The following is a 25653-nucleotide window of genomic DNA, read 5'->3' as shown; positions in this document are numbered from 1 at the left end:
AGGGGATTGTATCTACTCTGAATCAGATGATAAATTAGATGCTTGGTAAGCGTAATTTGGAGCTTCCTGTGTAATGATTATATCATGAGCATGACTTTCTCTTAATCCTGATGAAGTAATAGTGATAAATTTGCAGTTTTTTTTCATCTCTTCTATATTACGGTTGCCAGTGTAGCCCATTGCAGCTTGCAACCCACCAATTAACTGACAGATCACTCCTGAAGCTGGACCTTTAAAAGGAACTCTTGCTTCTACTCCTTGTGGGACTAAATCAAGTTTTGAATCTTGAAAATAACGGCTAGCTGACCCTCGTTTCATTGCACTAATAGATCCCATTCCTCGATATTCCTTATATGCTCTACCCTTATACATGATAATCTCACCTGGGCTTTCCTCAGTACCAGCAAAGATTGAACCTATCATCACAGTATCAGCACCAGCTGCAATAGCTTTTGCAACATCTCCCGAATATTTTATTCCACCATCAGCAATTAGTCTGACTTCTTTTTCTTTACAAACCTCTGCAATATTCTTGATCGCAGAGAATTGTGGCATACCAACACCTGTAACTATTCTGGTAGTACAAATTGACCCTGGCCCTATTCCAACCTTCACTGCATCAACACCAGCATCAATCAACGCTTCAGCAGCCTCTTTTGTTGTGATATTTCCACCGATTAATTGAGTATTCGGATACATCTTTTTTATTTCCTTAATAGTGCTGATAACGTTCTGGGAATGACCGTGAGCGGTATCTACAATAACCACATCAACTTCTTCTTCGATCAAAGCTTCACATCTTTCTATACCGTCTTTTTTACCAGTACCAATTGCAGCGGCAACTCTGAGTCGACCTTTACTGTCTTTACATGAATTTGGATATCTATTGTATTTTTCGATGTCTTTAACTGTGATTAGACCTATGCAACAAGAATTTTCATCAACAACCAAAAGCTTCTCTATTCTATTTGCATGCAACAATTTCATTGCTGAGGCGCTGTTTACTGCCTGCTCTCGAACTGTTACTAACTTATCTTTTGTCATTACCTCGGAAACTTTTATATTCATGTTCTGGTCTTCAATAAACCTCACATCTCGATTAGTTAAAATTCCCACTAACTTGCGTTGATCAACTACAGGAATTCCGGAATAATTATACTCTCTCATTAATGAAACTGCTTCTGCAACCGTTTTATCTGGGGAAATTGTAATTGGGTTATACACGATCCAGCTTTCATATTTTTTCACCCTTCTTACTTCTAACACTTGTTCATCTATTGATAAATTCTTATGTATGCAACCTATTCCACCATGTTGGGCAATAGCTATTGCAAAACCTGATTCAGTGACAGTGTCCATTGCAGAGGATATGAGAGGGATATTTAGTTCTATATTATTTGTTAGATAAGTTCTTGTGTCTGCATCACGAGGCAATACATCAGAATAGGCCGGTAAGAGAAGTACATCGTCAAACGAATAACAAGCTTCCATTTTTTTCATATGCTTTATTTAAAGCTTATACGCCAATTAATGAAATTGCAATAGAGCTTTTGCAAAATTAGCCTGGCTACAGCTATTTTTAGATCAAAATAGGATAGAAGAGGTATGTAGCTCCTAATATATTTATCGCAAAATTACATTATTTGCTAGCAAACAGAACTGCTCAATAGTTAAGCTTTCTGGACGTTCGTCTCCACTCAGTTTAGCATTCTCAAGAGTAGTTGAGACATCACTAGTTATACTTTGCAAGCTATTTCTCAGCATCTTTCTTCTTTGAGCGAACACAGCACGTGTTAGCTTTGTTAAGGTTTCTAAATTTACTGCAAATCTTGGAGTGGGTAAAGGTTTTACTGTAATTACTGAAGAATATACTTTTGGTCTTGGAAAAAATTCCTTAGGTTCAATATCAAATTCCTTTTTTATTTCGCATAGTAACTGGCTTAGCACTGATAGGGAACCATAATCTTTAGAATTAGGTTCTGCTGTAATACGCTCTGCTACCTCCTTTTGGAACATTAACGTCAAATTCGTAAAAAATTTTATATTATTTAACCACTTTAAAAATAACGCTACTGAGATATTGTAAGGCAAGTTAGCAATGACTTTGACTGGACATTCTACCAGCTCTTTTTCTACAACATTAAGTGCATCTGCTTCTATAATTCTATATTTTCCCTGATGCTCATTTAGCAATTGTTCGTGATGTTTCACTAAACTACTATCTTTTTCTATAGAAAGTAGAAACTTTGGATTATATGCCAATATTTCTCTTGTTAACGCACCATACCCAGGACCAATTTCAATAACATTAAAATCTTTCAGGCTACCAGCTAAGGCAACTATTCTTTTTATTATCTCATTCGATAAAATAAAATTTTGCCCTAGACTCTTTTTTGGCTTCAGTAAAAATTTTTTCATATGATCTTAGTATGCAGTATTTTAAAAATTAGTTGACGAAAATTCATCAATAATTGTATATTGTCAGTGTATTTAATGCCGGCTTAGCTCAATTGGTAGAGCAACTGACTTGTAATCAGTAGGTTGTCAGTTCAAGTCCGACAGCCGGCACTCTTATCCATACAAGTAAAGTTGATGTCCTTTTTAATAGTAGCAAACTGGAAAATGAATGGAACACGTTCTTCATTTGTTGACTTTATAGGCAAACTTAACAACAAGAGCAACGAAATTACCTCTAAATTAGTAATTTGCCCTCCTTTTACATCATTTCCAAGCAGTATAGAGTTGAACAATAATATTAAAATAGGAGGACAGAATTGCCATCATAAAGAGTTCGGTTCTTACACAGGTGAAATTAGTGCAGGAATGTTGAAGGAACTAGGATGTAGTTACGTAATACTTGGACATTCTGAAAGGGCTCATGAAAAAGATAGTGAAATAAAACTCAAATCGAAAACAGCAATAGAATCAGGATTACACCCAATCATCTGTGTAGGTGAAAATTTAGAAGATTATAAAAATAAAAAAACAAAAGAAGTAATAGAATATCAATGCAAAAACCGTTTGCCAACACAAGGTGAATATACCATAGCATACGAACCGATATGGGCAATAGGAACAGGAAATGTGCCAAATAATGACGCAATTGCTGAGGTGATAGAGATAATAAAATTTTGTACTGGTAAAAAACACATTATATATGGTGGCTCAGTCAGCTCAGAAAATATAGAAAACTTGCTCAGTATTCCAAATTTATTAGGAGTTTTAATTGGTAGTGCAAGCTTAGATTTTGATCACTTTTATAAAGTTATACAACAAGTTGAGAAAAAATTTTCTCTTATCAATTCTAAAAGTAGATAAAAGGGAATTACTTACTATAATGCACCCATTTGTCTAGACCATTTTTTTCAAAGTGATCCGATTTTTAAAATGAATATGTTGATAAATACGTCGACACACATTTAAAGTATTTATCAATATATTCATTTACTGTTTATGATAATAAAGATCAGCAGGAACTTTATAATGTAGAGTCTGATGTCGCCTTTTATAGTTATACCAACCAACAAAATCGTTTATTATAAGATTCAAATCTCTGATACTATTTGGTCTATAATAATATATAGCTTCTTGCTTTAAAGTTCTCCATAAACGCTCAACAAATATATTGTCGAAGCAACGTCCTTTATGATCCATACTAATTTTAATATTAGCACGCTCTAATTCCATAATAAAGTTGTAGCTAGTAAACTGCACTCCTTGATCACTATTAAAAATCTCAGGTTTACCTTGTTTTAGAGCTTCTTTGAGAGTATAAAGGCAAAATCCAGCATCGAGATATGGTGATAATGAATGAGCAATAATATAGCGACTATACAAGTCCATTATTGCCACAAAATAGACAAACTTACCTTCTACCATAATATATAGTAGCCCATACCTGATTAACTCTACAAATAATCAAATCTTTGAGTAAATAAGGATATATTTTATGCTTTTTTTCTTTAATACTTGTATTACATCTTTTTCTACAATACAGCCCACTAATCTTCATTTTTTTCATAATTCTTAAGATTTTTTTGTGATTGACTACTACTCCACTCGCTATGATTTCAGCAGTAATTTTATGATATCCATAACGGCAATCAGAAGCCAAATATACTTCTTGAATCAAATTTGCTACTTCACTTTCGTTATTAATTATATGCCTATAATATAGGCTAGATCTGCAAATCCCAGTAAATCAGCCTGTTTCCTAATTGATAGATCAGAATCTTTTTCTATAAACCTTACTCTATCTTTTTTGCTTATTTCAGTAATTTTTTTTTCAAATAACTATTTTCCACTGTCAATTCTCCTATTACTTTATGTAAACTTTCTATTTCTTGCGCTAAGATTCTTTGTTTTCTCGTACTTTCACTTTCTTCAACAAATAGGTCTTTTAACCTTGCCAATACTCTATCACGCCAATCATATAGATTTGTTGATGGTATTTTATATTCACTACATATCTCAGATGTGCTTTTTTGATTTTTTATTGCTTCCAAAGCTATCTTTGCTTTTAACTCTGGTTCATATTTTTTTGTTGCCATACTTTTACCCCTTTACCTTCCTACTCGGATCAACCATTTTTTTTTGGTCTAGTTTATGGGGTGCATTATACCTCGTCATAACGTCACGGTATCCGCTAACACGTAGCGAGATGTCGGTTGTCAGAGTGACACTGGGATCCAGAAGACTTAATTTCAACCAAATAATAAAGGCTGGATTCCAGCGTCGCGCGCTGGAATGACATCTTTCTTGGTGAACTCAAATCACAATGTTCGTACGGTTGTGGACTTATAGCTTAGAAAATTAACGATATTTTATTTCCCGGTGAACGCTCTATTTTGTTTTCCAACTCTAGTTCCAAAAGAGCCATTAGAGCTATGTTGGTAGAAAGTCCACTTGCTAATATAAGTTCATCTATATCAACAGGTACAGAGTTAATATGATCAACTATAACAGATTTTGCCTGTTGTAATTTTTCTTGTTTTTGGTCAGCAACGGTATCAAATAGACTTTTTTGCTGAAGAGGCAAACTAAATCTCACGCTCTCTATTATATCATCAGCGGATTCAACAAGTTTAGCGCCGTTTTTAATTAGATAATTGCTACCACTACAGCGTGAATCTAGAGGGAAACCAGAAACTGCAAATACCTCTCTTCCTTGATTTAAAGCAAAATCTGCTGTTATTAGAGAGCCAGAACGTCTCGATGCTTCAATCACTACAACACCCAGCGATAGACCAGATATAATTCGATTCCTTTGAGGAAAATACTGAGGCTTTGGTTTAGTAGCAAATGGAAGCTCAGTAATTACTAATCCGCCATTTTCAGTGATTTTTTTGTATAGATCAAAATTCTCTTTTGGATACACCACATCAATTCCGCTTGCTGTAACAGCAATAGTGGGGTAATTTTTGTATATTACACTGCTTGCTGCAGTGTCGATTCCTCTTGCAAGTCCAGAAATTACGATGAAACCAGCTTCACTTAAGTCAAACGCCAACTTACTGGCAAAATTTCTTCCATTCATTGAAGAATTACGTCCACCGATTATTGCAATTATCTCACGACTTAATAATGATACATCACCAAGTACAGTTATTACAGCTGGACAACTCGGTATATTTCTTAAAATGTCAGGGTAATCTGGATCACATGCTGGTGTTATTTTGGCTCCAATTTTTTCTGCATTCTTAATTTCTTCTCGTGCATTTTGAATTCCATAATCCTTGTTAGTCAACTTATTAAGATATTTAAGCACTTCATATAGCGACCCACATGCTCTAAGTATACTAAAGAACTTTACTGGTCCCACAGTTCTAGCCAAGCTTAGCCATATTTCTAGTTCTTCGTTATTTAATTTATTTATCTTCATAAAAGGCTTGAATTTCTTATTAATTTAGTGTACCCAAGATAATGCAAATATACAGTGTTTTATGACGCATTTTATTACGGATAAATGCATAAAATGTAAATATACGGACTGTGTAGAAGTATGTCCCGTTGACTGCTTCTATGAAGGTAAAAACATGCTCGTGATTAACCCAGATGAATGTATTGATTGTGGAGTGTGTATACCTGAGTGTCCAGTGGATGCGATTGTAACTGATGATTCCATAAAAGATATTATAGAACTAGACGAAGGCTTGCTGAACAATGAACAAAAAATCTTTAAATCATTTTACAACATAAACGTAGAATATTCGCAAAAGTGGCCAAACATTACAGCTAAAAAGCAACCCCTAGATACAGCAGAAGAGTATAAAGAAAAAAAGGATAAGACAGCTTATTTTGATGAAAATTTAGGGTCATAGAGTACAAAAATAGACTTACATTTTTTTGATTAAATAGACATTGAATTGTAAGCGTCTATTTCATCTGCCACAGACGATAATTGTGCACTCTCAAAACGGAGATTGTTTGCAATATCTATTAATTTCTCACTAATTTGTGAACGAGGTTCAGGCACTGGAAAGAAAACGTCACATCTAGCCTTGCATAGAGGTTTGTCTGTTTCATTGAACGCCTCTTCACAGTTTTTGTGGCAAATATGAGATAGGTTACGTGCCTGAAACGTTAATGAATTCGAGTTTTGTGTAGGTATAACCATAATATACTCCTAAATTAAAAAACTAACGCCACGGTAGCATTTATGTGTTAATAAAATTATAATATTTATATCAGCATAATTACTTTCCAGATAAGTTTACTTTATTAAAAACTTCAGGAAAATATTGTACAATTACTCATGAACTTTGGTAAAACTTACGGCAAACGCTAATGTATCTTTCAGTAAAAAAACTTTACAGCATTTTGCTAAGCTAGTTGAGTTTACTAAGCAGCCCACTCAAGAATTAGCAGAAAGACTATTTAATAGATCATGAAATGGAACTATCTGTAGTTGCTGATCAATATGACATTGAAGGTGTAGAAACAGTTGATTACAAAGATGTAAAGTGGAAATCAAGTGGATTACAAAATTAAATTTTTAAAGAATATTACTGAAAAAGATCTTCCAGTTTTACTTGCAATCTGGTGTCTGATCATAAAGGAACCAGTTTGCATGACACCATCTGCAAGTTTCAATATCTGTACGGCTGTGGAATTTTTCAAAGCGTTTTTTCTATTGAAGATAAAAGTATCTTTTATATATGATATATAGCAAAATATTAGGGTGCTTATGGTTCCAAATATAGCAATTTTAAGTGGTGGATTTTCTTGCGAAAGAGAAATATCGCTTATGAGCGGAAAAGCAGTAAAGAAGGTGCTTGATAGCCTTTCATATAATGCAATAGAAATAGATGTTGATAGCAACATTGCTGAAAAGCTTAGAAAAATTAATCCGGGCCTTGCTTTTATTGCTCTACATGGACCTTATGGTGAAGATGGCTGTATTCAAGGTTTATTGGAAATCTTAGGTATAAAATATACACACTCCGGAGTTATGGCTTCGGCTGTTGCTATGAATAAAGTGATGTCAAAGCATATATTCCATTCTCTTAATATCGACACTCCAAGAGGTTATGTAATTAGTCGAGAAGATGTGCTAAAAAATAATATTAAAGTTGATTATCCGTACGTCTTAAAACCGATTAACGAAGGCTCAAGCATTGGAGTACACATGATTTTCTCACATGAGGATTACTTAGAGCTGAAAAATAACAGTTCTACTATAATGGAAAAGATGATCATAGAAGAATACATACCGGGTATAGAGTTACATACTGCTGTGTTGCTGAATGAAGCAATTGGCACTATGGAAATACGACCAAAAAATAAATTCTATGATTATGAAGCAAAGTATACAGATGGATTTGCAGAACATATATTTCCTGCTAAAATTCCTGACAACATATATAGAATGACCTTGGAACACGCACTAAAAGTTCATCAATTTTTAGGATGCAAAACTGTTTCCCGCTCAGATTTCCGTTATAATCCCAAAAATAACACTTTAAAAATGCTTGAGATTAATACACATCCTGGCTTTACTGAATTATCGTTAGTACCAGAAATTGCAAAATTGACAAAAGGAATTGATTTTAATGAATTAGTCAAAATTATTGTCGAAGACAGTTTACATTACAGGAGTATTAGAGATCAAGCCAATGTTGAACAATGTTACTAGAAACCAAAGGAGTTTTTTGCGCAAGTGTGCTTTCATGATTATAACTGCACTTTTCCTTACACTAGTACTTTATAGTTCACTTGATAAAATAACAAATCGATTCAATTACTACTTTACTTGGTGTAACGATCGCTTATCGAGCTTATTAATTAGCAATGGATTTTCAATCGACAAAGTAACCGTTACTGGAAACAAATTTACAAATGAACAGGACATTCTAAGTTTAGTAGATAGAACACAACCTATCATGTATGTATCACTCTCAAAACTAACAGATAATATACAATCTGTAAGCAAATGGATAAAATATGTAAGAATTTACAGGATTTTGCCCAGTACCTTACAAATTGATATAGATGAACATACACCCTTCGCTCTCTGGAAAGATGATAACAGAACTTCAGTAATTGACTCTGAAGGTAAAGTAATCGTAGATGATTACCAGATAGATAACCTAGTTATAATCAAAGGACAAAATTCGTTATCAAATCTAAAATTCATTAAAGATATACTAGAGAGGAAAACTCAATTAAGTGATCATATTTCTTCTTGTGTTTATGTAGGCAATAGAAGATGGAATATCATACTCGATAACAGTGCCACAGTAAAATTGCCTGAAGATAATCCTTATAGCGCATGGGATTATTTAAGCCACTTGCAAAATACAACCGACTTTACTTTTAGCAATTGGAGCATAATTGATATGCGTGTTGCCGATAAAATTTTTGTAAAAAGGTAGAGCTTCTTTCCTTGTCATTCAAGTAGAACTTTCTCTGTCATCCGAGTAGCTTGAAAGTGGAATGGCTTTGTTGCATAGGTCAAATAAAAAGAGCTGGCAGTTACTGACAAAATTCACTATAAGACAAGCATTTAACCTACTAAAGAAAAATATGCCGCAAAAAATGAGAGTCAGTAACTGCCATGAATATAACAAATTTCTCCAAGAGAGGGGAAATATTTTTTATTACGTCAATGATGCCATAGAAAATTGGTACGAAAAAGGTCCAAAAATGGCTGTTGGCAACTATATTTATAGCGATAAGTTCGTGATTCTGGTTCACATAATAACTTATTTATTTAGAATAGGTCTGAGACAAACAGCGGGATTTATAGCAGGGTACCTTGAGCAAAACTTGCAAGTTATTACAGGCCTCAAGAAGGCTTAAAAAACTTAACATCAAAATTGAAGACATGATAAAAATAATACAGAAGATATTGAGATTGCCATAGATAGTACAATAATATTCCAGGTCATAGCAAGGCAAATGGTACAGATAGAAAGTATCGCCGCTATGAGCAAACAAGATGTAATGCTAGAGATAGGTAGCAAAAAAGTTATAGCAGCAAAATACAGTGGCGGAGTTTATTCTGACCACTATGGAGCATGTGATCTTATTGCAAGGATTGATGTTAAATATAATATAAGCACACTATATGCAGACAGATCGAAAGAAGTTATACAAACTGTGCGATGAGCTTGACATAAAGACAAGGATTCCTCCGCAAAATAATGCAGTAGAGCATCCAAAGTTGGATTATATGGATGAGAGAAATTCTACAATCAAGCTCATAAAGTCATATGATGAAGATGGTATGAAGAGGTGGAAAAAAGAGATAAATTATGGGAAGAGATCTTATATAGAAAGTTTTTTCTCGCGACTGAAGCAAACATTTTGGTTTAGTTTTAGAAACAAATCTGAGGTTAATCGTGAGAGAGCTCAAGTGTTATTTGCTTAACAAAATTACTGATATAGGCATGGCTAAATTTGAGATAGCTTCATTCCACGTTACCTATTATCCGAAGAGTGATGCAATAAAGCCCACTGGGATCTAGATTGCAAGTAATTAATTAGGCAATGCACCGTTTTCATCAAGTTGTAGAGGCTGGTACCTTTTCACTGATTGAATGTATTACAAATTCTAATCGCCAGTTTCCATCAAACGTTTTAAGTTTAATTGAGGAAATAACAGAATTTTGGAAAGTTATATCCATAGATGATCGTAAAAACATTATATCTACTTTAATGAAACAAAATGACAATGTCTCTGATCAAGGAAATCAAAGTACGTGTATACGTTTACTAAAAGAAATCGCGGAAATTGAGAAGAAAATTAAAAGTGAAAAGGATCAGTCTAACGTAGATAAAATTAATACAGCTACAAGTCATAGTTGAAAGTAAGCCAGTTGGTAAAGCAATTGTTGCTGGTGCTATTTGTGGTGTTATAGCTGGATTAACAGTTAGTGGTGGAACTTTTTGCTGCTAGTGTTGTATTACCAATGCTGGCTTTAATTGGCATAGCTGTGGCTGCTGCTGTACTCACTGGACTTATTGCTGGTGGTATTACATATGAAATGTCAAAGCCTAGTAATGAGCTAAATGAAGCTGATACACACCAACAAGTTTCTCAAACGTCACGAGTAGAACGTAATTAAGTAGAAGGAAGAAATCTATCCACTTTCACAAAGTATTTTTCCGCCGCTTTCTGCTCTCTACTTGCATAGATTCTCTTTGCTTTGTGCGAATTGAAAGGTTCCGAAAGATAGGTTCTATGTTCTTCTGGAACAGAAGTGCCATTTTTAAACCATCTTACTTCCTTATTTTTTAAAACTTGTAGTAGTTCACTCCCAGTAAGGTGCGTGTCGAAAGTTTTGGTCGGAAGTTTGCGCTCAATTGACTTCTCTCGCGCTTTTATTTGCTTCCTAGAGCTCATTTGCGCCTGCACATGCTTGCTGTTTAAGTTAATTATATGAAGGCTTCCTCGTATGCTGAAGTTGTGATGAACACGATAATGTGAAGTCAAGCTTTTTTTTTCTTGACTCTTTTTTTCGTTTTTGTACACTTTGTTTTGATATCTGACGGTGTTTTTATGCCTCATGGTATTTAGTACTGAAAAGTTGGCGCTTGCAGTTTACTAAAAAATCAAATGAGTGTAAAGGGCAGAAATGCCCTTTACATAAATTCCTCTTAAATTTTAAGCTTGATTTCTGCTAGAAGTGGTATAATATGATGTTTTTTATGCTATGTAAAGCATATACCTTTTTTTTGTTTGATTTACAAATCCTTTATTGAAAATTTCAGGAAAATATTGTATAATTACTGATAAACTTTGGTAAAACTTATGGCAGATTCAAGGATTAATGTAACTTTCAGTCACGAAACCTCAGGTTGTCTTGCTGATTTAGCTAAAGCCACTAAGAAACCTGTTCAAGAATTAGCAGAAAAGTTAATCAGAAGGGCGATCGACGAAGTAGAAGATATTGCACTATCTCAAATTGTTGATGAGTGTGATACCCCAGATATGGAGATGATTAGAAGTAAGGACATAGACTGGAATACAGTTCTAAAAGATGGAGCATAAGCTTAAATACGATATTATCTATTCAAAAAATATTCTTAAGAAAGATCTTCCACGCATCTCAAAAGAAATAAGATCAAGTATCATAAAAGCCATAGAAGAGCGACTTGCAATTGAACCAATGAAATTCGGTAAGCCGTTATATGGTAACTTTAAAGGACACAGAAGAGTAAGAGTTGATGATTACCGCATTGTCTATCGTGTGAACGTTATAGAATACAAAGTAATTATTGTTTCAATAAAGCACAGAAGTGTTGTTTATAAGCAAACAAAACTTTCAGATCTATTGTAATATCCTCCCAGTGTTAACTTGGTAAGGCACGGTGACTTTGCCGGTTGAGCCACTTCTATTCTTTGCAACGTTTATCTCCAGTTCGTTATTAGAGCCTATTTTATAGTAGCTGTCTCTGTAGAGTAGTAAAACTATGTCAGCGTCCTGTTCGATGCTCCCTGACTCTCGCAGGTCTGCTAATTGCGGTCTTTTGTTTTGTCTTTCTTCTACTCTGCGACTAATTTGTGATAATGCTACAACGGGAACTTCAAAGTCTTTGGCAATATTCTTTAACGTTCTGCTGATCTCTGTTACCTCAAGAGTTCTGTTTTCCGTTTTTCCTGATCCTCTGAGTAGCTGCAAATAATCGATATATATGCATTTTATGCTGTGTTTTTTGCAGATTGATGCGATCTTTTTTCTGAGAACATTTAAATCCATACTTCCTGAACTATCGACAAGGAGATTTAAGAAAGCGAGCTCACTTAATCCTTGGTACAGAAGCTCCATATTCTTGTTTTTAATGATAGTGTTGACTGTCTCATTGACTTTGATGCTGATTATTCTGTTGATGAGTTGATTGGCTGACATTTCAAGCGAGAAGAGGCAGACATACTCGTGGTCATTTAAGAGCTTTGCGGCCTCTAGAGCCATGTATAATGCTATTGAGGTCTTACCAATTGAAGTGCGTGCTGCAAGCACAGAGAGCTCTCCTTCCTTGAAGCCACCAGTTATTTTGTCAAGCTCCTTTATTCCTGTTGTTATTCCCTCTATTTCGTCGGGATTTGCTAGCCGTTTATCGATGTATTGTCTGTAGTCTTTGAGATAATCAAATATTGGCCTTACGTCCTCATCGACCCTGAGCCCTTCTTCCTGATCCATTCTTCACCTAAAACCGGAGGCTCCTCAAACTCAATATCTTGTTTTCGTCGCCTCTCCCAATGAGTTATATTATATTATATATAATATAATATAATATAACTTATAGTGGGGGGTACCCAAAAAAATGGTTATTTTTGAGCTGAGCAAAGCCGCCTAAGGTGAAGAATGGATCAGGAAGAAGGGCTGTATAATATATATTTAATGTTTATATTTATTTTTTATAAATATCACATCTATGTCCTATCTCTGTGATAGTTACTATTTGTTCTAATTGATTTACTCTATAAATTATACGATATTCACCAACTCTTAGTCTTCTATGTCCTTTTAGGTTATGATGTAATGGTTCACCGAGGTTTATTGGGTCAACTGTAAGACGTTCTTTTATAGCCTTTTGGATTCTTAGCCTTATTGTTTTTTGAAGGTTTGGTAAATCTCTTTCAACAACACTTTTGAGAGACTTAACTTTATAATGCTCTAATCCCACTTAATATCTTCAAAATCGACTGTTTCTGCACCTTCAACATCACGCTCATCAGAAATTTTAGACACTAAAAAGTCTTCAATTTCAAGCTTGATTGCTTCTTTAAGTAGTTTTTCTGCTAATGCTTGAGCAGGTTGCTTAGTAAGTTCAGATAATTCAGCAAGATGCTGTAAAGTTTCTTTACTGAAAGCTAAATTAGCGTTTGCCATAAGTTTTACCAAGTTCTACTACTGCACAATTATACAACATTTCCATGAAATTTTCAATAAAGAAAGCGAAATAGTTATACTATTATTAACATAATATTAATGCTAATATGTTAATATTATGTTAGTTTTTTAATTAAGGAGTATGTTATGCCAGATATTATGAGAGGAGTGCGTTGGGAGCATAGGGAAGTTGATAATTCATGCAAAGGTCTTTGTACAAAAACTTTTCTTGAAAGTAGGATAGGTCATTCAAAATTTGATCCATCTCTTGGAAAGTATCCAGAAGTAAGTCTATCGGAGCTAGAGGCACGATGCAAAGCAAGATGTGATAACCCCAATATTCAGTTTGATTCATCAAGCCCACTTCTCGAATCCGATATACTCGGATTTTAAGCTAATTGTGAGGCTTCTTTTGTCTTCCAAAATTTTCAATAAAGAATTATATCGACAGATTATGTCAGGATAAGTATATAGGAGCATTGGCTTTTGCTGGTGCTCGGGAGAAATGACACAGAAGTTAATACTAAGTATAGTATTGCAAGACATTATTAGGAATAGAGAGGGTATGCCAGCCGCACTGCCATTAAGTTAAGGGAAAGAGAAGTTAAGATTGGACAAAAAATTTGAAGTGATTGATAATTATGGTAAATACTAGGGTGAATTTTTAAGAAAAGGGAGTCTGAAAAGTGCAAGTTATTTAAAAAAGTAATAATTGCAGGTTATTTTGCAAAAAATGTACTAATGCAATGATACTGAAAAGATATCTTGAATTTAAAACACATGTTTTCTAGCTCTTTTCTGGTAGTTGAGTGAACGAATATCAGATATCTTATGACGATCAACTCTTCTCCCTTTTCTCACCACTAAAGTGTTCATCAAAAATAACTGTGATAGTCGATCCATAATGCAGTCTATGTCTGACTCTGTAGAAAAAATATCAAAGGCTAAGTTTTTAATCGCATTAAATGAGACAGATTTATTGATGCTTTTTTTTAGTTTACTATTCTGTGCGCTCAATGTCTCTTCATCATCTTCTATCATGATACTTTCTAGATTACTGATGAAGATAGTTGACCAAAAATCCTGCTTGATAGTTTCAATACTTTTTCCTGTGAAATTCTCTAAATTTAATCTTCCCTTCAGCCTAGAAAAAAATGTTTCTACTCCCCAGCGCAAGTAATATAATCTCTCAAACTCTTCAACTGTAAAACGTTTCTCATCTAACAGAGATGTTACTAACACTTCAACTTCGCCAGAAGAAAGTATTATTTTGACTAACCTGAATTTCATCTCATCAGGTAATCCTAGCTTTCGTAGCTGTCTTGCTACTTTAATAGGTGCGGTAGACACTACCACCGTACTAGATGGGCTTTCCGGCTTAAACATAGCGTTTATTTCATTGAAAGACGAACTTGAACAGCGAATTATATAATTGATTTTCCTTCCTGTAAGCTCAGCAAGAAATCGATAAGATACGTATCCTCTATCACAGATTAACAAATCGTCTGATTTTATGGATTCAAGCATACCGATTGCTAAATCAACCTCATAGCTGTCACCTCTACTTAGCACAGATTTTATTGCAATATTATTTAGCACATCGTAGCAAACTTCAAAGGTTGCACTTGTATAGTCTTCAAATCTCTGGATTCCATTCCATACTGCTCTTGAGCCAAACTCACCTATTATTTTGTCGCTCTTTGGCAGAATCAGTATTGAAGCATCAAATGCAAGTACTCTGAAGCCATGGTGGGTTTTAAATTCCTGATCTTGGTAGTATAGGGAAACTATATCATCATTTAACTCTGAAAACGCAGTATGCTTTAGCTTCTTTCTTGCTTGAGTAAATGCACTTGCCGTAATTGTATAATCTTTTCTTGTATGCAGAACAAACTCATTAAGCATCACTTGTAATGACTTTACACTCTTTCTAAAAATCAGGAGAAATACATTAACGAAGGGCAGCTTTCTTTTTCGTGAGAAGTCTTTTGAGGATGCTCTGTGTGCGTTTATAAAGTTTAAACTCATCAATTTATTTTTTATAAACATGATTATTCTTTTTTTTACTCATGTCATTACTTCTTTTAATTTGTGGATCTTACCTGATTTTATAATACAGTTCATCACTTTTCCTTAACTTAATGGCAGTGATGCCAGCCGCTGGCTACTGGATGTATTTCTATGACAAGAAGAGTCCTACAACTCTTCGTCATGCCTATTACAAAAACCAAGATAGATTTCACCTCATCTTGATCATTAGAAGATAAAATCTTTCCATTTACAACTTCTTCAAGAAGACCCTGCTTTTGCGCTTCACTCAAAACTGCTTTAAATTTATCTACACCAACTACTTCGAAAGTGTTAAGCAGTATATAACCTTTATCATCAATTGTTGTAAGAACAGGCAGGAAATCATTTTCGCTAAATTTTGCAATAACAGTACTAATATCAACATCTTCGCTTACTGGATCTTTCAACTCATCATATAATCCTTTTTGTGTTTCATTTAACTCTTCATACTTTGGCATATCAAACTCTCCTATAAATAATATACTTTAATTACGATATATTTAAATAATAAAGTCAAGAACTTAACTAAAGATCACAAACACTCAAGCAAGAAAAAGGGGCTTTTGCTCGAGTATTTACAGCGCCCTTCTTTAAAACTGCATAATTATACATATCGTCAGGATAAGGTATTCCAAGACGATTTCTTTCAGGAAACCACATGATAAATTCACTGAGCACATCAGCTATATCACCGGTAAATTCAGTTTCAGTATGAATCTTTTCAAACTCATCAAATATCAAAGTGTCGACACCAATTTTGATCATTCTCTCTTTAAATCTGTTGAAAAGGAGTTTGAACCGCCGCTGTAGCTCTTTCATATAATTAACTTAAACAGCAATCATATAAAGGCACAAATGAGCTCTAGGAAGCAAATAAAAGCGCGAGAGAAGTCAGTTGAGCGCAAGCTTCCGTTGAAATGATAAAAAAGGTTGAAGTTACTGCTCTTCACTTTTTGTATCGTTTTTAGCAAAAGCTTCCTCCCAAGTGCCTTGAGTTGCTGCGCGGCTATACTCTGTTACTCTATTTTCAAAGAAATTTGTATGTTCCACGCCATTTAGTATTTCATCAAGCCACGGAATAGGGTTATCTTTAACATTATATATAGATTTAAGACCTAATTGCGTTAACCTTCTGTTTGCTATGTAACGTATATAATTGCGCACTTCCTCTGCAGATAGCCCTTCAACATCTCCTAAATCAAAAGCAAGACTTATAAATTCATCTTCAAGTTCAACAATAGTGCGACATGCAGAATATAATTCTTCTTTGAACTCGTCATTCCAAATTTCATTATTCTCTTTAATAAACGTATTGAACAAATTGATAATTGAATTGGTGTGCAAGGTTTCGTCACGTGCTGACCAAGCAATTATTTGCCCCATACCTTTCATTTTTCCAAACCGTTGAAAATTGAGCAAAATTGCAAATGATGCAAATAACTGCAATCCTTCAGTGAAGGCACCAAATACTGCTAAAGTTTTAGCAACATGTTTTTTATCGTGCTTTTTACTTTCCTCAAATTCTAACATGTATTCATACTTCTTTCTCATAGCATCATATTTTAAGAATGCTTGATATTCACTTTCTGGCATACCAATCGTATCTAGAAGGTATGAATAGGCTGCAATGTGTATAGTCTCCATATTGGAAAAGCTTGCAAGCATCATACATATTTCTGTTGGCTTAAATATATTTGAATAATGCCTCATATAGCAATTATTTACTTCAATATCTGCTTGAGTAAAAAACCTAAAAATCTGGGTCAATAAATTTTTCTCTACATTAGAAAGTTTAGTTTTCCAATCTTTCACATCATCAGCAAGCGGAACTTCTTCAGGTATCCAGTGTATCCTTTGTTGCTGCAACCATGCATCATATGCCCAAGGATAATTAAAAGGCTTGTATATTGGATCTGCTTCTAGCAATGACATAAGGTACCTAATTATTTTGAAGTAAATATTATATTAAATGATATTGAGAATCAGTCAATTTAACTTTTTTGAAATTTGACGACAGATAGTTTATCAGTGTATTATGATTTCAAATAACTAATTGACAAAATGCGAGTATTAATATTTTCTGTTTTGCTGTTTTCAGTAGGCTGCATGCACACTATCTATAATCACGGAGTTCCTGGCATTAATGTTGAACTGTGGAGCAAAATAAAAGTAGGTGATGATAGAGAAAAAGTGGTTCATACTTTAGGATTGCCAACATTAGTATCAAAGTTCGACGAAAATGTTTGGTACTATGTCTCATATAAAATTAAACAAGCTAACTTCTTGGGAAAAAGGAAGTACAGTAGTAAGTCTCTGCAAATTTCGTTTAATCAGAATGACGAAGTTACAGATATAAGAGAAATCAACGTTGCAGAAAGGTCTTTAGCTGTTGTTGATTGAAAATTTGCTGATCTATTTTTCATCACAAGTAACTAATTTAGGTAACGTAAATTCACCTATTTAGAATAAAATCTAACGTGACTTCGCGCCAAATGTGATGATGCTCAGCAGGTAAGCCAATTAACGGGCTACATTTATACACTGCACGCATTGCATTATCTGCTGCTGATCTAAAAAGAGGATTATTTTGATAAGAACTACTATCTGCTACGTTGGCTACAACGATCTCGCCTTTACTGGATAATAATAAGTTAATTTTTATACTAAAATTTTCTTTATAAACTATGCCCTCAGGAATGCTCCAACACTCTGTCAGTTTATCCCTTATAGAATTAATAATTTCTGTTACAGCCAATTCATCATCTTTGTTCTCAATATTTTTCTTATCTCTTATTTCATTTTTCACCTCTTTGATGTCTTCTCTTAGTTTTCTTTCTACACCCTTTTTTCTTTTGGGAATTGGAATACCCTCATCAATTTCCTGTATTTCAATAATTTGCCTCGGTTGTACTACTTCAACTAATTCTTTTTTTCTTTGTGGTATAGGAATAACTGACGAATCATCCGGTTGGGCTTTCATTGAAAAAAGCAAAAAACAACATAGAGATAAAAGAAGAATATAATTAAAATAGAGAGGGCGCATATGTTGAGCAGCTTGTTTTACTGGTTTAAAGCTAATATTGCACATAAAGTCAATATATTTCAGTTGACTTAAACCCAAATTTGCTACACTAATTTTATTATCTCTATAATATCATACGGTTAATATACTCTAAATGAGATGGAAAGATGAAGGTGTTATTATAGCTGCTAAAAAATACGGTGATAAAAATTTAATTCTTTCTCTATTTACAAAAAATCATGGAAAGTGCAGAGGATTAACTAGGTTAACAAATAATAGTAATTATAAGTTTCAAATAAGCAATCTATTACATGCAGAATGGAGTGCTAAATTACCTGAAAATCTAGGTTTTTTAAAGTGCGAATTGATTGAATCTCCACTTCATCATTTCTTTCAAGATAGGTTAAAAAGCATTGCTATTGTTTCTTTCTCGTCTATATTAGAAAAAGTGCTTCCAGAAAGTGAATCCTGTACCAAGTTGTATGATAATTTTAAACACTTCATCGATGTAATAAAACACAATAGCCAATTTTGGCAAAGTTATTACCTTAACTTAGAGCTTCTGCTTCTTACGCAACTTGGATTTAAGTTAGACCTATCAAAATGTGCTGTAACAGGTGTGAAAGAAAATCTACAGTTTATTTCTCCAAAAACTGGTAGAGCAGTGTCAAAAAAAGTAGGTGACTGTTATGCAGATAAATTACTACCTTTTCCACAGATGTTGCATGATGTATACAATAACAACCTACAAAATAGCTACTCATATCAAGAATTCAGACTAGGGCTAAAAATTACAGGGTATTTTTTAAATAAATATCTATTTCTACAGTTAAATGCGAAATTTCCGGAGTTGAGAAATTTTATGCTATCATTTGAATCTTAGTTACTACCTATTTGAAAGAACTTCAACCAGTAATCACTCTATTTCTACCACTGTTTTTTGCTTTATATAAATATTTGTCAGCACGTACTATAAATTTTTTAACATCATCAAGGTCAGATCTTTGCATTGCTGAAACTCCAATGCTCACAGTTACATTATGGGTTGTATTTTTACCCACAAGTATAGGTTCTTTGGCAATAATTTTTCGTATTCTCTCTGCAATAGTATACGCATCTGATACACTGGTATCTGGCATTACAACAACAAATTCCTCACCACCAAACCTAGCCAGCAAATCTGTCACTCTGATATTTTCAGAAATTCTTTTCTGTATTTCCTTTAAAAATTCATCTCCAGCATTATGCCCAAAGTTATCATTCACCATCTTAAAATAATCTATATCAAGTATCATAAGGGATAAACTTCTATCTTTTTCCACAGAATCCTTAACAATATTTCTTAAGTGTGCATCAAAATATCTTCTATTATAACAGTTAGTTAATGGATCCTTTATAGACATCTCCACATTATTAAATAAATTCATTCTCAAGGCATCTTGATATCTTTTGCGTTTCACTTGCGAATTAACCCTAGCTATTAATTCACTCTCATCTAAAGGTACTGTTAAATAATCATTAGCACCTACATCAAGTGCCTTTACTAAATTGCTTTTATCATAATCTTCAGAAAGGATCAGAATTGGTGTATAACGTGTTTCTACTTTACTACGAAACTTAGAACACAAACGTAGGCCATCAGTTTTTGAAAATTGCATGTCAGAAATAATCAAGTCGTAATTATCCTTAATACCAACCTTCAATGCTTCTTTTGGATCGTGCAGTATTTTAATTGATCTGAAGCGTTGCTTTAGAACATTATTTATCTGCTTTGCTTGAAAAGTGTCCTCATCTACAACAAGTATGTTAGCATCAAAAATCTGATTAGAATAATCCATAATACTGCTTTCTGCTACCCCACCAATCTCAGCATTAGTTTCTCCTCTCAAGCACAACTCGTCTATTATCATCTTTAAGCGCACAAGAGACTTAATTCTTGCAGATAAAGCAGTTTCATCTATCGGCTTAGTTAGAAAGTCATCCGCACCAGCATTAATTCCTTGCACTCTATCATGAGTGTCATGCAGCGCAGTTACCATAATTATTGGAATATAAGTCGTTAAGGGATCATTCTTTAGCTGCTTACAAACCTCAAAACCACTCATTTTTGGCATCATGACATCAAGTAAGATAATATCTGGCTGCTGTTTCTTTACTAAATCTATCGCCTCCTCGCCATCATGAGCTACTATAACTGTATAGTACTCTGCTTTTAGCTGAGCTTCTAAAAGTTTAACATTAGAAGGTATATCATCTACTACTAGGATCTTTGCTGTCATCTTTTGTATTATCTACATTATAAGCAGGATAAAGCTTGCCATCTTCACCAATTATGTAATTGACTTTTTCAACGTTATGCTCTTCATATAATTCTTTAATTCCGGTATCCTTCAACAATTTCCTAACTCTTGATTTTACAACCCAGAAATACCTATATATATTTTTAATAAGATTAAGAAATACAGGTACTTTACTTTTATCAAGAACAATTATACTCACTAAAGCTACAACTAAAACTTCTGACAGACCTATATTAAACATTTTTCCTATGAAGCAAGTATTTTAACTCTTCTGATTATGAGTATTAATTTACTTAAATCAAGTTTATAAGCGACCATCTCATCTAAAAAGCTATTGTAGCGCTCTATATAATCCTTATCATTAATAGCCCAAGTTTGAACCTTGTCTACATGATTATCAGTAGCTTTTATAACTTTAACAGCTAGCTTATGTTGATAATTGCTTAAATCATCTAATAAATCATTAATTAAGCTGCGATCCCAATAGGAAGAATGGCTTTTCATCTTGCCAGCAACTGTTCTAATCATATCAAATCTTAGCAGCGACTTTAATTCAAAGTATATTCTACCAGCCTCAAGGATGGACAAAGATGTCTGCTCAGCAACAGATATAACGTCCAGCGCATAAATAAGAATACGTAGATCAGCAACCCTTTTTGCTAGATCTTTATTTATGTTAAGCTCTAACAAAGAAGCTAATCCATGATTATAGACCTCTAATAGGTGCTCATCTAAAATATCATGGCCTAAAGTTTCAATTGCACCCCTAAATTTTGTAACACCATCTAGTTCTACAAGATTAAGCTTACCAAGATTTTTTACTAACCAAAATGATACCCTACCAATAAATTTTTGCACACTTCTCACTACTTGCAAATATGAATCAACATCAATTTTTCCATCCAATTCATCAATTTTCTGCCAAAGGCTACTTAAATTATATAGGTGATTAACAACGATATATATGTTAACTGCTTCATGTACTTTAATTCCAGTACTCTCAACCAAATTATTAATAAATATACAGCCCATCCTATTTACTACATCGTTTGTAATGCAAGTAGAAATAATTTCCCTACAAAGTTGGTGTTTCAATATGGAATCCTTGAACTCTGTTACCATCCTTTGTGGAAAGTAATTTAGTAAGTAATCACGGCACAAAAAATCTTTTTCAGGTAGCTCAGAGTGTATAACTTCATTTTTTATTGCTGTTCTTGCATAAGACATCAGAACAGAAAGCTGAGGAGAACAGAAACCTTCTCCATCAGTTAACATTCTTGCTACCTCTTCTTCAGCTGGAAGAAATTCTACATCTCGGTTTAGCAGCCCAAATTTCTCTAAACTGAGTAATAATTTATGGTGCTGCTCCAACTTTTCTTTAGCTTGCAAGCACTCAAGAAGCAATGCTTTTGTTTCAATCCTGTTATGGTTTTCAAGTACCTTAGATGCAACTTCATCTATCATGCTAGCCAGTATTTCATTCCTTTTTTCCAAGGAAATTCCCCCTTCTTTCATAATTGCAACAAAAGCAATCTTGATGTTAACTTCAAGATCAGAACATATTACTCCTGCTGAATTATCAATAAAATCTGCATTGATATACCCACCTATTTTAGCGTATTCTACCCTTCCAAGCTGCGTGCAACCAAGGTTGCCACCCTCTATAAACATAGAAGCTCTAATATCATGACCGTTTACTCTTAATTCATCATTTGCTTTATCGCCAACCATGCCATGGCTTTCACTTTTTGCCTTAACAAAGGTGCCAATTCCTCCATTCCATATGAAATCCACTTTTGCCTTGAGCAAATATCGAATCAAATCATTTGGAGATAATGTATCTTCCGTTATATCAAAGCACTTTTTCATTTCTTGAGAAATTTCTACTTGTTTGCTACTACGTTCAAATACCCCGCCACCATGAGAAATCAAATCTCTATTGTAATCCATCCAAGTGGAAAACGGTAATTCAAAGAGCCGTTTACGCTCCACGAAACTCTTTTCCGCATCAGGATTTGGATCAACAAAAATATGCATATGATTAAATGCTCCAATTAAACTCATATTTCTTGAAAGCAGCATGCCGTTCCCAAATAGATCGCCAGCCATATCTCCAATTCCAATAACAGTTGTATCCTGGTAAATATCCTTATTCATTCTCCAAAAATGGCGTTGTGCTGCAATCCATGCACCTCTTGCTGTAATACCCATCTTTTTGTGGTCATAACCTGCTGATCCACCAGATGCAAATGCATCTTCGAGCCAAAAGTTACATTCAGAGGATATTTCGTTTGCATAATCAGAAAATGAAGCAGTGCCTTTATCTGCTGCAACTACCAAATATGGATCATCTTCGTCATACCTAATCACATTTTCTGGTGGAGTTATTTTGCCATCAACTACATTATCAGTAATATCAAGCATTCCTCTGATGAAATTCTTATAGCATTCAACACCTTTCTCCCTTAAAATGTTTTTGTCTTTATAAACTTGCTTTATTACAAACCCACCCTTTGCGCCAACAGGTACAATGACCGCATTTTTTGTCATCTGGGCTTTCATGAGTCCCAAAACTTCAGTGCGAAAATCTTCCGTTCTATCCGACCATCTCAAACCACCACGAGCCAACTTCCCTCCTCTTAGATGTATTCCCTCAAAAAGGTTCGAATAGACATATAATTCACGATACGGGCGAGGATCAGGTAACCCATTTATTTTACTTGAATCAAATTTTATAGATAAGTATGGCTTGTCATCTTGATAATAACTGGTCCTTAAAATTGCCATTATCAAGTTAAATATCGAACGTAAAACGTAATCATGTGAAACATTACTGATCTCTTTTAGTAGTTCTTCAATTTTTTCTCTAAAAATATCAGTAGTTTCCGCTCTATCAACACCTATACTTGGATTAAATCTTGAATGAAACAGCTGTATTAGATGTTTCATTATTTTTGGATACTCTGATACTACTTTCTGGATATATTCTGGGTTATAGCTAAATGATGTCTGCTTTAGGTAGGCGCTTAGCGCTCTAATCAGAAGCACTTCCTTCCACTCGAGCCCAGCAATAATGATCAAGCTGTTAAAATAGTCATTTTTTATTTCCTTGCTGAACACTTTTACAAGTGTTACCTCAAACTGCTCTTTTAAAGTAATGTTGTCTATTAATTCATCAACTCTTGACAACACAAAATGATGTATCCATATTCCATCGTTGATTTCTATATAATAACCATTATGAGATAGAATCTTAGCCCCTAAATTCTTAGTAACCTTTAATATCTTTGACAATTCAAGACCACCGCTATTTGGAGTGTAAACCTTCAATTGATAGTTGAGATTGTCACGAGTAAGCCTCAAATCAACTTCACTGACTTTTTTCTTTCTCACTATCTCCAATTTTTTCATATCATAATACGCATCATGAGGTTCAAAATTCTCTTGATAACTTATCGGAAATGCCTTGCAATAGCGGATAAATATATCCTCAACAGTGCTAAAAGTATTATATAAATTGTCTATAAAACGATCTTCCCACTTTTCTGTAATGTTTCTTAACTTGTTTTCGATACGCAAAACTTCATCATCAAAAACGCTAGCGCTTTTGGTTCTTAGCACCACGTGTAATTTCATCAAATCATATTCATTGATAATGTGATTGTTATAAATATCTGAACTTTCTGCATTCGTTTCATCTTTCAATATATCGCGTATCTTAAACATTAGTCTTGCACTAGCATAACGCATCGGTATCAATACTATGCAACTAATAAAGTTCCCTACCTTTCTCAAAAATAATTTGACTCTTGGTCTAATCGCAAGAGACATAATCGAGGTGCAAATTTCAAATAACTCGTCTTCATTTGATTGGAATAATTCGTCACAAGAAAATGCCTGTAAAATGGAAATTAAAGCTTTATTGTTATGGCCACCAGGAACAAATCCTGCCTTTTTTTCTATTGTTGTAACCTTATCCTTTATTACCGGAATAGTTCGAATATCTTGCACTTCTGCTATAGAAGTAAATAGCCCAAAAAAATGCTGTTCCCTTATTACATCACCCTGATCATTAAATTCTTTCACTCCTATACAATTCATATAGGTACGCCGATGAACTATTGAGATTAGGTCTGATCTTAGTATGTATAAAGAATTCAAGCTTTCAGAAAAAATTGATGAATTTTGGTACTCTTCACTTGCTCTCATTAACCCGAGGCTCTCCTTACCACTTAGAGCAAGCTTTCCTTCTTTATTAGTAATGTATTCTTGATAACCTAAAAATACAAAATTGTTATTTTTCAACCAAGCTAAAAAATCTCTGCCTCCAGCATCCAATGCCGGATGCTCAAGAAGCTTTTTGAGCATCAATTGCCAGTCTTGTACAACGCAGTTAACTGCTTTTAGCGTCTTTCGTAGAGATTCTTCTAATGTATTAACAAAATTATCACTTATACCTTTAATAATTACATATATTACTGACTCTTTGATTCCATTACTTTCTTCCAAAAGATGAATTTTATCTATTAGGCTATTTTTTCTTTGAATATTAATTATGCTGTTACTATAATAGCATATAGTTAAACCGTGTGACTTAATAGTGGAAATGACAGAATCCACTAAAAAGGGCATGTCATCATTTGTGATTTTAATTATAGTGAAATTACCTTCTATTCCTGAAATATCATTTACATTACTTACTGCCAATTTACTTTCTTCTTTTTCTTTTTTAAGAATGAAGTTGTATGCACCTTCTGCAATGTATAAAAGAAATTTATCGTTGACTTTTAGGTCGCTATTATAAACAAAATTATAAAAGTATTTTATAAACTCTTTAATTTTTTCTTTCTCTTTTTTATTCCCTTGATCAACTAGCTTAAATAAAGACTCAACATTAACATTATGATTTATACACATTTTTCAA

The 25653-nt window shown here is 33.9% G+C and carries 27 protein-coding genes, 1 tRNA gene and 2 pseudogenes; 13 read left to right on the top strand and 17 right to left on the bottom strand.

The window, feature by feature from the left end; all coding sequences use genetic code 11:
- Window positions 1-12 precede the first annotated feature (12 nt).
- Together guaB and rsmA are read right to left on the bottom strand one after the other, a co-directional pair.
- Entirely contained in the window at window positions 13-1500 is a 1488-nt protein-coding gene (gene guaB / locus OPS21_RS04095; protein WP_264337181.1) for an IMP dehydrogenase, read from the bottom strand.
- A gap of 123 nt (window positions 1501-1623) precedes the next feature.
- The gene (rsmA, locus tag OPS21_RS04090; protein WP_265027557.1) at window positions 1624-2418 is read right to left on the bottom strand and encodes a 16S rRNA (adenine(1518)-N(6)/adenine(1519)-N(6))-dimethyltransferase RsmA; all 795 of its coding nucleotides are present in this window, start codon (window positions 2416-2418) and stop codon (window positions 1624-1626) included.
- A 77-nt stretch (window positions 2419-2495) separates the two neighbouring features.
- On the opposite strand from rsmA, the gene OPS21_RS04085 reads away from it, so the two are divergent.
- Window positions 2496-2568, top strand: a tRNA-Thr gene (locus OPS21_RS04085).
- A gap of 24 nt (window positions 2569-2592) precedes the next feature.
- Window positions 2593-3318, top strand: a complete 726-nt coding sequence (locus OPS21_RS04080; RefSeq protein ID WP_143689714.1) for a triosephosphate isomerase — start codon at window positions 2593-2595, stop codon at window positions 3316-3318.
- A 126-nt stretch (window positions 3319-3444) separates the two neighbouring features.
- Here OPS21_RS04080 and OPS21_RS04075 read toward each other — a convergent pair.
- Window positions 3445-4550 (bottom strand): annotated as a pseudogene (locus OPS21_RS04075) (IS3 family transposase).
- 254 nt (window positions 4551-4804) lie between these two features.
- Entirely contained in the window at window positions 4805-5881 is a 1077-nt protein-coding gene (gene dprA, locus OPS21_RS04070) for a DNA-processing protein DprA (RefSeq protein WP_264337179.1), read from the bottom strand.
- Between the two features lie 61 nt (window positions 5882-5942).
- On the opposite strand from dprA, the gene OPS21_RS04065 reads away from it, so the two are divergent.
- Window positions 5943-6320, top strand: a complete 378-nt coding sequence (locus tag OPS21_RS04065; RefSeq protein WP_264337178.1) for a ferredoxin family protein — start codon at window positions 5943-5945, stop codon at window positions 6318-6320.
- 29 nt (window positions 6321-6349) lie between these two features.
- Here the strand turns inward: OPS21_RS04065 and OPS21_RS04060 are convergent, their stop codons facing one another.
- Window positions 6350-6616 (bottom strand): hypothetical protein, encoded by a 267-nt coding sequence (locus OPS21_RS04060; RefSeq protein ID WP_265027556.1) that lies wholly within the window; start codon window positions 6614-6616, stop codon window positions 6350-6352.
- A gap of 564 nt (window positions 6617-7180) precedes the next feature.
- Here OPS21_RS04060 and OPS21_RS04055 point away from each other — a divergent pair.
- The 5 genes and pseudogenes from OPS21_RS04055 (at window position 7181) to OPS21_RS04025 (ending at window position 10568) form a co-directional block, all read left to right on the top strand.
- Window positions 7181-8134 carry a D-alanine--D-alanine ligase gene (locus OPS21_RS04055; RefSeq protein WP_264337177.1) on the top strand — a complete coding sequence of 318 codons (954 nt, stop codon included), beginning with the start codon at window positions 7181-7183 and terminating at the stop codon, window positions 8132-8134.
- Window positions 8115-8873 carry a cell division protein FtsQ/DivIB gene (locus OPS21_RS04050; RefSeq protein WP_264337176.1) on the top strand — a complete coding sequence of 253 codons (759 nt, stop codon included), beginning with the start codon at window positions 8115-8117 and terminating at the stop codon, window positions 8871-8873. Before OPS21_RS04055 ends, OPS21_RS04050 begins: the two co-directional genes overlap by 20 nt.
- Before the next feature lie 151 nt (window positions 8874-9024).
- Window positions 9025-9968: pseudogene (locus OPS21_RS08150) on the top strand (transposase).
- A 22-nt stretch (window positions 9969-9990) separates the two neighbouring features.
- Window positions 9991-10308 carry a hypothetical protein gene (locus tag OPS21_RS04030; RefSeq protein WP_264337173.1) on the top strand — a complete coding sequence of 106 codons (318 nt, stop codon included), beginning with the start codon at window positions 9991-9993 and terminating at the stop codon, window positions 10306-10308.
- Between the two features lie 71 nt (window positions 10309-10379).
- Window positions 10380-10568 (top strand): hypothetical protein, encoded by a 189-nt coding sequence (locus OPS21_RS04025; RefSeq protein ID WP_264337172.1) that lies wholly within the window; start codon window positions 10380-10382, stop codon window positions 10566-10568.
- On the opposite strand, the gene OPS21_RS04020 is transcribed toward OPS21_RS04025, so the two are convergent.
- On the bottom strand, window positions 10565-11011 hold the full coding sequence (locus tag OPS21_RS04020; protein WP_265027555.1) for a hypothetical protein: 447 nt from the start codon (window positions 11009-11011) through the stop codon (window positions 10565-10567). The genes OPS21_RS04025 and OPS21_RS04020 overlap by 4 nt on opposite strands.
- Window positions 11012-11254: 243 nt before the next feature.
- On the opposite strand from OPS21_RS04020, the gene OPS21_RS04015 reads away from it, so the two are divergent.
- Both OPS21_RS04015 and OPS21_RS04010 read left to right on the top strand, forming a co-directional pair.
- Window positions 11255-11494: a hypothetical protein gene (locus OPS21_RS04015; protein WP_264337170.1), complete on the top strand. Its 240-nt coding sequence runs from the start codon at window positions 11255-11257 to the stop codon at window positions 11492-11494.
- Window positions 11484-11783, top strand: a complete 300-nt coding sequence (locus OPS21_RS04010; RefSeq protein WP_264337169.1) for a type II toxin-antitoxin system RelE family toxin — start codon at window positions 11484-11486, stop codon at window positions 11781-11783. The genes OPS21_RS04015 and OPS21_RS04010 overlap by 11 nt, the downstream gene beginning before the upstream one ends.
- On the opposite strand, the gene OPS21_RS04005 is transcribed toward OPS21_RS04010, so the two are convergent.
- The 3 genes from OPS21_RS04005 to OPS21_RS03995 all read right to left on the bottom strand — a co-directional run bounded on the left by OPS21_RS04005 (window position 11775) and on the right by OPS21_RS03995 (window position 13337).
- Window positions 11775-12644 carry a replicative DNA helicase gene (locus OPS21_RS04005; protein ID WP_264337168.1) on the bottom strand — a complete coding sequence of 290 codons (870 nt, stop codon included), beginning with the start codon at window positions 12642-12644 and terminating at the stop codon, window positions 11775-11777. The genes OPS21_RS04010 and OPS21_RS04005 overlap by 9 nt on opposite strands.
- Before the next feature lie 211 nt (window positions 12645-12855).
- Window positions 12856-13131, bottom strand: coding sequence for a type II toxin-antitoxin system RelE family toxin (locus tag OPS21_RS04000; RefSeq protein WP_064085396.1), 276 nt, complete (start codon window positions 13129-13131; stop codon window positions 12856-12858).
- Window positions 13122-13337 (bottom strand): hypothetical protein, encoded by a 216-nt coding sequence (locus OPS21_RS03995; RefSeq protein ID WP_226079582.1) that lies wholly within the window; start codon window positions 13335-13337, stop codon window positions 13122-13124. The genes OPS21_RS04000 and OPS21_RS03995 overlap by 10 nt, the downstream gene beginning before the upstream one ends.
- Window positions 13338-13484: 147 nt before the next feature.
- Here OPS21_RS03995 and OPS21_RS03990 point away from each other — a divergent pair, with 147 nt between their 5' ends.
- Window positions 13485-13730 carry a hypothetical protein gene (locus OPS21_RS03990; protein ID WP_264337166.1) on the top strand — a complete coding sequence of 82 codons (246 nt, stop codon included), beginning with the start codon at window positions 13485-13487 and terminating at the stop codon, window positions 13728-13730.
- Window positions 13731-14108: 378 nt separating this feature from the next.
- Here the strand turns inward: OPS21_RS03990 and OPS21_RS03985 are convergent, their stop codons facing one another.
- The 4 genes from OPS21_RS03985 to OPS21_RS03970 all read right to left on the bottom strand — a co-directional run bounded on the left by OPS21_RS03985 (window position 14109) and on the right by OPS21_RS03970 (window position 17339).
- Window positions 14109-15386: an IS4-like element ISWpi18 family transposase gene (locus OPS21_RS03985; protein WP_264336305.1), complete on the bottom strand. Its 1278-nt coding sequence runs from the start codon at window positions 15384-15386 to the stop codon at window positions 14109-14111.
- An 89-nt stretch (window positions 15387-15475) separates the two neighbouring features.
- Window positions 15476-15865 (bottom strand): hypothetical protein, encoded by a 390-nt coding sequence (locus OPS21_RS03980; RefSeq protein ID WP_264337165.1) that lies wholly within the window; start codon window positions 15863-15865, stop codon window positions 15476-15478.
- A 67-nt stretch (window positions 15866-15932) separates the two neighbouring features.
- Window positions 15933-16172 carry a hypothetical protein gene (locus OPS21_RS03975; RefSeq protein WP_264337164.1) on the bottom strand — a complete coding sequence of 80 codons (240 nt, stop codon included), beginning with the start codon at window positions 16170-16172 and terminating at the stop codon, window positions 15933-15935.
- Window positions 16173-16343: 171 nt separating this feature from the next.
- Window positions 16344-17339, bottom strand: coding sequence for a ribonucleotide-diphosphate reductase subunit beta (locus OPS21_RS03970; RefSeq protein WP_264337163.1), 996 nt, complete (start codon window positions 17337-17339; stop codon window positions 16344-16346).
- 129 nt (window positions 17340-17468) lie between these two features.
- Here OPS21_RS03970 and OPS21_RS03965 point away from each other — a divergent pair, with 129 nt between their 5' ends.
- Window positions 17469-17807 carry an outer membrane protein assembly factor BamE gene (locus OPS21_RS03965; protein WP_029237605.1) on the top strand — a complete coding sequence of 113 codons (339 nt, stop codon included), beginning with the start codon at window positions 17469-17471 and terminating at the stop codon, window positions 17805-17807.
- 52 nt (window positions 17808-17859) lie between these two features.
- Here the strand turns inward: OPS21_RS03965 and OPS21_RS03960 are convergent, their stop codons facing one another.
- A complete protein-coding gene (locus OPS21_RS03960; RefSeq protein ID WP_265027554.1) occupies window positions 17860-18387 on the bottom strand; it encodes a hypothetical protein in 528 nt (175 codons plus the stop codon).
- Window positions 18388-18583: 196 nt separating this feature from the next.
- Between OPS21_RS03960 and recO the strand changes: the two genes are divergently transcribed.
- On the top strand, window positions 18584-19312 hold the full coding sequence (gene recO, locus OPS21_RS03955; protein ID WP_264337162.1) for a DNA repair protein RecO: 729 nt from the start codon (window positions 18584-18586) through the stop codon (window positions 19310-19312).
- Between the two features lie 22 nt (window positions 19313-19334).
- On the opposite strand, the gene OPS21_RS03950 is transcribed toward recO, so the two are convergent.
- Genes OPS21_RS03950 through OPS21_RS03940 form a run of 3 tightly spaced genes read right to left on the bottom strand, consistent with a single transcriptional unit; the run spans window position 19335 to window position 25646 of the window.
- Window positions 19335-20708: a PleD family two-component system response regulator gene (locus tag OPS21_RS03950; protein WP_264337161.1), complete on the bottom strand. Its 1374-nt coding sequence runs from the start codon at window positions 20706-20708 to the stop codon at window positions 19335-19337.
- Complete coding sequence (tatB, locus tag OPS21_RS03945) at window positions 20680-20970, bottom strand: Sec-independent protein translocase subunit TatB (protein WP_264337160.1); 291 nt, start codon at window positions 20968-20970, stop codon at window positions 20680-20682. Before tatB ends, OPS21_RS03950 begins: the two co-directional genes overlap by 29 nt.
- A 5-nt stretch (window positions 20971-20975) precedes the next feature.
- Entirely contained in the window at window positions 20976-25646 is a 4671-nt protein-coding gene (locus OPS21_RS03940) for an NAD-glutamate dehydrogenase (protein ID WP_265027742.1), read from the bottom strand.
- Between the last annotated feature and the right edge of the window lie 7 nt (window positions 25647-25653).

This window comes from Wolbachia endosymbiont (group B) of Chorthippus parallelus (genome assembly GCF_947251815.1).
Lineage (GTDB): Bacteria > Pseudomonadota > Alphaproteobacteria > Rickettsiales > Anaplasmataceae > Wolbachia.
Note: the sequence above shows the minus strand (reverse complement) of the source record. Positions and strands in the feature narration are given on the sequence as shown.